Annotated in this window: 6 protein-coding genes and 1 pseudogene; 5 read left to right on the plus strand and 2 right to left on the minus strand. The window is 60.6% G+C overall.

Annotated elements, in window-relative coordinates; all coding sequences use genetic code 11:
• The 4 genes and pseudogenes from Q0J81_RS10380 to thiE form a co-directional block, all read left to right on the plus strand.
• Positions 1-328: pseudogene (locus tag Q0J81_RS10380) on the plus strand (thiazole synthase); the annotation flags it as partial.
• Positions 329-596: 268 nt separating this feature from the next.
• Complete coding sequence (gene thiH, locus Q0J81_RS10385) at positions 597-1,748, plus strand: 2-iminoacetate synthase ThiH (protein WP_294447684.1); 1,152 nt, start codon at positions 597-599, stop codon at positions 1,746-1,748.
• Positions 1,749-1,750: 2 nt separating this feature from the next.
• Positions 1,751-2,359: a sulfur carrier protein ThiS adenylyltransferase ThiF gene (thiF, locus tag Q0J81_RS10390; RefSeq protein ID WP_294447685.1), complete on the plus strand. Its 609-nt coding sequence runs from the start codon at positions 1,751-1,753 to the stop codon at positions 2,357-2,359.
• A gap of 10 nt (positions 2,360-2,369) precedes the next feature.
• Positions 2,370-3,011, plus strand: coding sequence for a thiamine phosphate synthase (thiE, locus tag Q0J81_RS10395; RefSeq protein WP_294447686.1), 642 nt, complete (start codon positions 2,370-2,372; stop codon positions 3,009-3,011).
• Between the two features lie 161 nt (positions 3,012-3,172).
• On the opposite strand, the gene Q0J81_RS10400 is transcribed toward thiE, so the two are convergent.
• Positions 3,173-3,460 (minus strand): hypothetical protein, encoded by a 288-nt coding sequence (locus Q0J81_RS10400; RefSeq protein ID WP_294447687.1) that lies wholly within the window; start codon positions 3,458-3,460, stop codon positions 3,173-3,175.
• A gap of 286 nt (positions 3,461-3,746) precedes the next feature.
• Between Q0J81_RS10400 and Q0J81_RS10405 the strand changes: the two genes are divergently transcribed.
• The gene (locus Q0J81_RS10405; RefSeq protein ID WP_294447688.1) at positions 3,747-4,577 is read left to right on the plus strand and encodes an Mrp/NBP35 family ATP-binding protein; all 831 of its coding nucleotides are present in this window, start codon (positions 3,747-3,749) and stop codon (positions 4,575-4,577) included.
• A 167-nt stretch (positions 4,578-4,744) separates the two neighbouring features.
• On the opposite strand, the gene Q0J81_RS10410 is transcribed toward Q0J81_RS10405, so the two are convergent.
• Positions 4,745-5,436: nucleoside recognition domain-containing protein (locus Q0J81_RS10410; protein WP_294447690.1), on the minus strand; the 692-nt coding region annotated here is incomplete at its 5' end.

Genomic DNA, 5,436 nt, shown 5'->3' on the forward strand with positions numbered 1-5,436 from the left:
GGCCGTCATGCCGCTCGGCGCTCCCATCGGTACCAACAGGGGCCTGCGCACCAGGGAAATGATAGGCATACTCATTGAAGAAATAGAACTCCCCATCGTGGTGGACGCCGGCATAGGCCGTCCTTCTCAGGCCTGCGAGGCCATGGAAATGGGCGCAGCCGCCTGCCTCGTCAACACCGGCATCGCCTCTTCCGACGATCCCGTCGCCATGGCCATGGCCTTCCGCCGCGCCGTGGAAGCCGGCCGGGCCGCGTACCTCGCCGGAGCCGGAGCCGTGATCAGCGGCGGAGCCGTGGCGTCTTCCCCGCTCACGGGATTTCTGCGCTGACAGAATCCCGCGCCGCTGATATCTCCGCCGCTCCACCGTTCCCGGATCGACGGACAGAGAACTCTGCACTCAGGCGACTTTCCGCTGCTTTCACACTTCTGCGAAAACGGGCGGACAGACGAACATCTCATGCAGAGCGTCTCTTTCCTTACCCCCGGACAACGACAGTCCCGACCACCCTCTTTTGCCTCGATCCGCCCTCACGAATCCTGAAAGGGAGCGTTGTCAGACACAACGCTCCCCAACGCATCACAAAGGCACAATGCTTATGGATACTCCTGTTCTGGCTGATACCTTCGCGCCGGGAGAGGCGCATTTCGACGAATATCTGGCCGAGTGGCCCAGAGAACGTCGTGCAGAACTGGCCGCCAAGGCCACGGAACGCGACGTTCTCGCCGCGCTAAAAAAGGATACGCTGCGCCCCGAAGACTTCATGGCTCTGCTCTCCCCGGCTGCGGAACCATTCCTTGAACAGATGGCCCGGCGTTCCCGGGAAATCACGCTTCGCTTCTTCGGGCGAGCGGTCAACATTTTCTCGCCTCTCTATGTCTCAGACATCTGCACGAACCACTGCCGCTACTGCGGCTTCAACGCCGACAACCATCAAAAACGCCGTCACCTCACGGTAGACGAAGCCGCGGCCGAAGCATTCGCTCTGGCCGACGCGGGCATAAGCCACATTCTTCTGCTTACCGGCGACGCCCGCCATATTGCCTCTCCCGAATACATCGCGGACGTGGCAAAGCGCATCAAGCCTCGCTTCGCCTCCGTGGGCGTCGAAGTGTACTCCCTCACACTGGACGAATACCGCATGCTCATACAAAGCGGCGTGGACAGCATGACCATGTTCCAGGAGACCTACAATCCCGAGCTGTACGAATGGCTGCATCCGGCAGGTCCCAAGCACGACTTTCTGTGGCGGCTCAACACGCCCGCCCGCGCGGCAAAGGCCGGCATGCACAGCGTAGGCATAGGCGCGCTCATGGGACTTGACGAGTTCATCCATGACGCCTTCTGCACGGGTCTGCACGCATGGTGGCTGCAAAAGCACTTCCCCGGCACGGACATCGGCCTTTCCGTGCCGAGAATGTGCCCGCACGAAGGCAGCTTTGAGGTGAAACACGGCGTGGACGACAGAAAGTTCGTCCAGTACATCACCGCGCTGCGCTGCTTTCTGCCGCGCTGCGGCATCACCGTGTCGAGCCGTGAAAGTGCGGACATGCGCAACCACATCGTGCCCATCGGCGTCACCCGCGTGTCGGCGGGCGTGTCCACGGCCGTGGGCGGACGCGTGGTGGAGGCGGAAAACTCCGGCCAGTTCGACATTTCCGACCACCGCTCCGTGCAGGAAATGACCCGTGACCTTGCCGCCCTGGGCTATCAGGCCGTGGCCAAGGACTGGGAAGCCTGCGACTTCTAGCCATGCTTGAAGGCGCGCTTTCCTGCTTCACGGCAGCGCAGAGAATAAGACTCGAGTCCGCCCGCGTAGGCATTGCCGGAGCGGGCGGGCTCGGCTCCAACGTGGCCATGATGCTCGCCCGCTCCGGCGTGGGCCATCTCATCGTCATCGACGGCGACATTGTTGAGCCTTCCAACCTGAACCGGCAGCATTACTTTCCCGCACATTTGGGACAAGCCAAAACGGAGGCTCTCAAAGAGCAGCTTCTCCGTCTGAATCCCGATCTGGACGTGGATGCCCGCAGGCTCTGGCTGGACAGGGAAAACATTCCCACGCTGCTCGGCAAAGCGGAGCTCTGGATAGAGGCGCTGGATCATGCCGCAACAAAGGCACTTTTCGTCTCGTCCGCCGCTGCCGCAAAAAAAACCGTCATCTGCGGCTCGGGCATGGGGGGCTTCGGCGGACACGCCATGACGCGCCGCCGCCTGGGCAGCATCATCGTGGTGGGCGACATGAAAACCGACGTTGCCGACAGACCGCCGCTTGCGCCCCGCGTCATGCAATGCGCGGCCATGCAGGCCGACGCGGCGCTGGAATGGCTGCTCACCGGAACCATTGAATCTTTACTTTAAGGATTTCGCCATGGCACGCATACTTCCCGGAGAAACCGACATCTACGCCCTTACCGATTCCCGCCTTGCCCTCGGACGCAGCGTGGAAGAGCAGGCACGAGCCCTGCTTGATGCCGGAGTGAAGATACTGCAGTACCGCGAAAAGCACGCCCACGCCGGCGTGATGCTCGAAGAATGCCGCACGCTCCGCCGCCTCACCGCAGAAGCAGGAGCGTGCTTCATCATCGACGACCACGTGGACATCGCCATGCTGGTGGATGCGGACGGCGTTCATGTCGGGCAGGACGACCTTCCCGTGCCCGAGGTGCGGCGTCTTCTCGGTCCGGACAAGATCATAGGCCTGTCAACCCACAGCCCGGAACAGGCGAAGGCTGCCGTGGACGCCGGAGCCGACTACATAGGCGTAGGCCCCATCTTTGCCACGCAGACCAAGGAAGACGTGTGCGCTCCCGTGGGATTTTCCTATCTTGAATGGGTAGTCGCCAACATCCGCCTTCCCTTTGTGGCCATCGGCGGCATCAAGGAACACAACATTACGGACGTGACGAAGCGCGGCGCAAAATGCTGCGCCCTGGTTTCCGAGCTTGTGGGGGCTCCGGACATCGCAGCCAGGGTACGCGCCGTTCGGGCCGCCATGCACAAAGAAAGCTGACCGCCAGACGACGAAGAATCCGACCTTTCCCGGTCGTCTGAAAAAGGAACGTCGGCAAGGCCGTCATTCACTTCCGGTTGCGAAAAGCATCCCTGAAGGCCGAACGCCGTTCGGCCTTCTCCTTCCGCGTCTTTCCGCGAACGTCCCGCAAAGCAAAAATCTCAGCGGACCGTTCCGTCCTCATCCGCGCCCATCACGGGCATGATGCGGGGTTCCTTCCATTCCGGGTATCTGGCCAGCAGCACGGGAAAAAGCTCGTTTCGATCCGTCACGCCCTCAGGCACATCACCCGCGGCCACGAAGTAAGAAATCCGGGCATTCGAGCCTTCCATGACGCTGCGGCTGGTTACGAACACATAGCCTGCGCCGAGCGCAAAGGTCTCGGCCTCGGCGTAGGTTTCAAAGGGATGGACGTTGCCCGCCGCATCATGAAATTCAAAACGCATCATTTACACTCCGAAATCGTTGCCGACCGGTACAGCACGCACCGGTCATGACATGAGCTTACGTCCCGAAACGGCGGCGTCAAGAAAAAAAACGTCTCCGCCCATGAGCCTTCTTCACCTGCAACCTTCCTGCATCCGTCCTCCCATGCTCCCTCCGCGGCCATAAATTTTCGCCGCGCACAAAGGAACAAATCGTCTCCCGACTTGTCAGACCACGCGGAAAGAACTATAGGAAAGGGACGCACATCACCCGGCGAACCGTCCGCCGGTACAAAAAGGAAGTCTTACTATGAGCGATTGCGATCACAAGTGCGGCAGCTGCGGCCAGGACTGCGCGGAACGCACCGCACCTGTCGACATGAAGGTGAAACTTCACAAGTTCTCCACCGTAAAGAAGGTCATCGGCGTCGTGAGCGGCAAGGGCGGCGTCGGCAAGTCCCTCGTCACGGGCCTCCTGGCCTCCAAGATGCAGAGCCGCGGTTCCCATGCCGCCGTGCTTGATGCCGACATCACCGGGCCTTCGATTCCCCGTCTGTTCGGACTCACGCAGCGCATGTCCGGCACGCAGCTCGGCCTGAACCCTGTCCGTTCCGCCACCGGCGTGGACATTGCCTCCATGAATCTTCTGCTGGAACACGACACCGATCCCGTGGTGTGGCGCGGTCCCGTCATCGCCAACGTGGTCACGCAGTTCTGGTCCGAGGTCATCTGGAACAACGTGGACTACATGTTCGTCGACATGCCTCCGGGAACCGGCGACGTTCCGCTCACGGTCTATCAGTCTCTGCCCATCGACGGCATCGTCATCGTCACGTCCCCTCAGGAACTTGTGTCCATGATCGTGGAAAAAGCCGTGAACATGGCCCGTCTCGACGGTCTGAACATTCCGGTCGTCGGCCTTGTGGAAAACATGTCCTACTTCGTATGCCCCGACTGCGGCAAGCGCCAGTACATCTTCGGCGAAAGCCATCTTGAGGACATTGCGAGGCAGTACGGCATCGAGCTCACCGCCCGTCTACCCATTGATCCGGCCGTTGCCAAGGCCTGCGACCAGGGTGCCATCGAGGCGGTCAAGAGTCCCTGGCTCGACGATCTGGCTGACGCCATCAGCCGACTCTAAGCCTTTTCCCCCTGATCACGCCTGCGTTTGCACCCGAAACGGCAAGAGAAGTCATGCTTCCCATGCCGCATGAGTGTGAACGAGAAGCGCATCAACACCGAAGCATCAAAAAAAGCGGTCGCCTTCCAAAAGAAGGCGACCGCTTTTTTACGACGGATATGTTCCCGTTACCAGCGGGAAAGAATCTGATAGGCCGTCGTAGCCACAACCATGGCCACGCAGGTGTTGAAGACAAAGCTGAACAGCGCCCACTTTACAGAGCCTGTCTCCGTACGGATGGTAACGAGACTCACGAAGCAGGGTGCATACAGGAGCACGAACAACAGGAAAGATACCACAGAGGGCATGTTCCAGCTCTTGTCTCTGGCAATGAACTGCGCAAGAGAGCCGGATTCCTCATTTTCATCGTACATGGAATAGGCCGTACCGAGGGTGGTCACGATGACTTCCTTGGCTGCCAGTCCGCCGAGCAGGGAGATATTGGCCTCCCAGCCGAAACCCGCGTACCGGGTCAGCGGCTCCATGGCGGCGCCGATGCGTCCGGCCACCGTATGCCGCAGCGTGTCTTCATTGAACCGTCCGATTTCCGCATGCATGGCCGCTTCGATGGAGTGCTGCAGCTCGGAGCCGGGCTGAGCCGCGTCAAAACGTCTCTGAAGCTCGGCCAATGTGGTTTCATGCGCCTGCACCTTGTCTTCGGGCAGTCCGGGATAGGCCATGGCCGCCCACACCACAATGGATATGGCAAGAATGACGGTGCCTGCCTTTTTCAGATATTCCCAGGTGCGCTCGCCGGCATGGATGACCATGCCCTGAAGCGTGGGCATACGGTAAGGGGGAAGTTCCATGACGAAGGGCG

This window comes from uncultured Mailhella sp. (assembly GCF_944324575.1).
Lineage (GTDB): Bacteria > Desulfobacterota > Desulfovibrionia > Desulfovibrionales > Desulfovibrionaceae > Mailhella.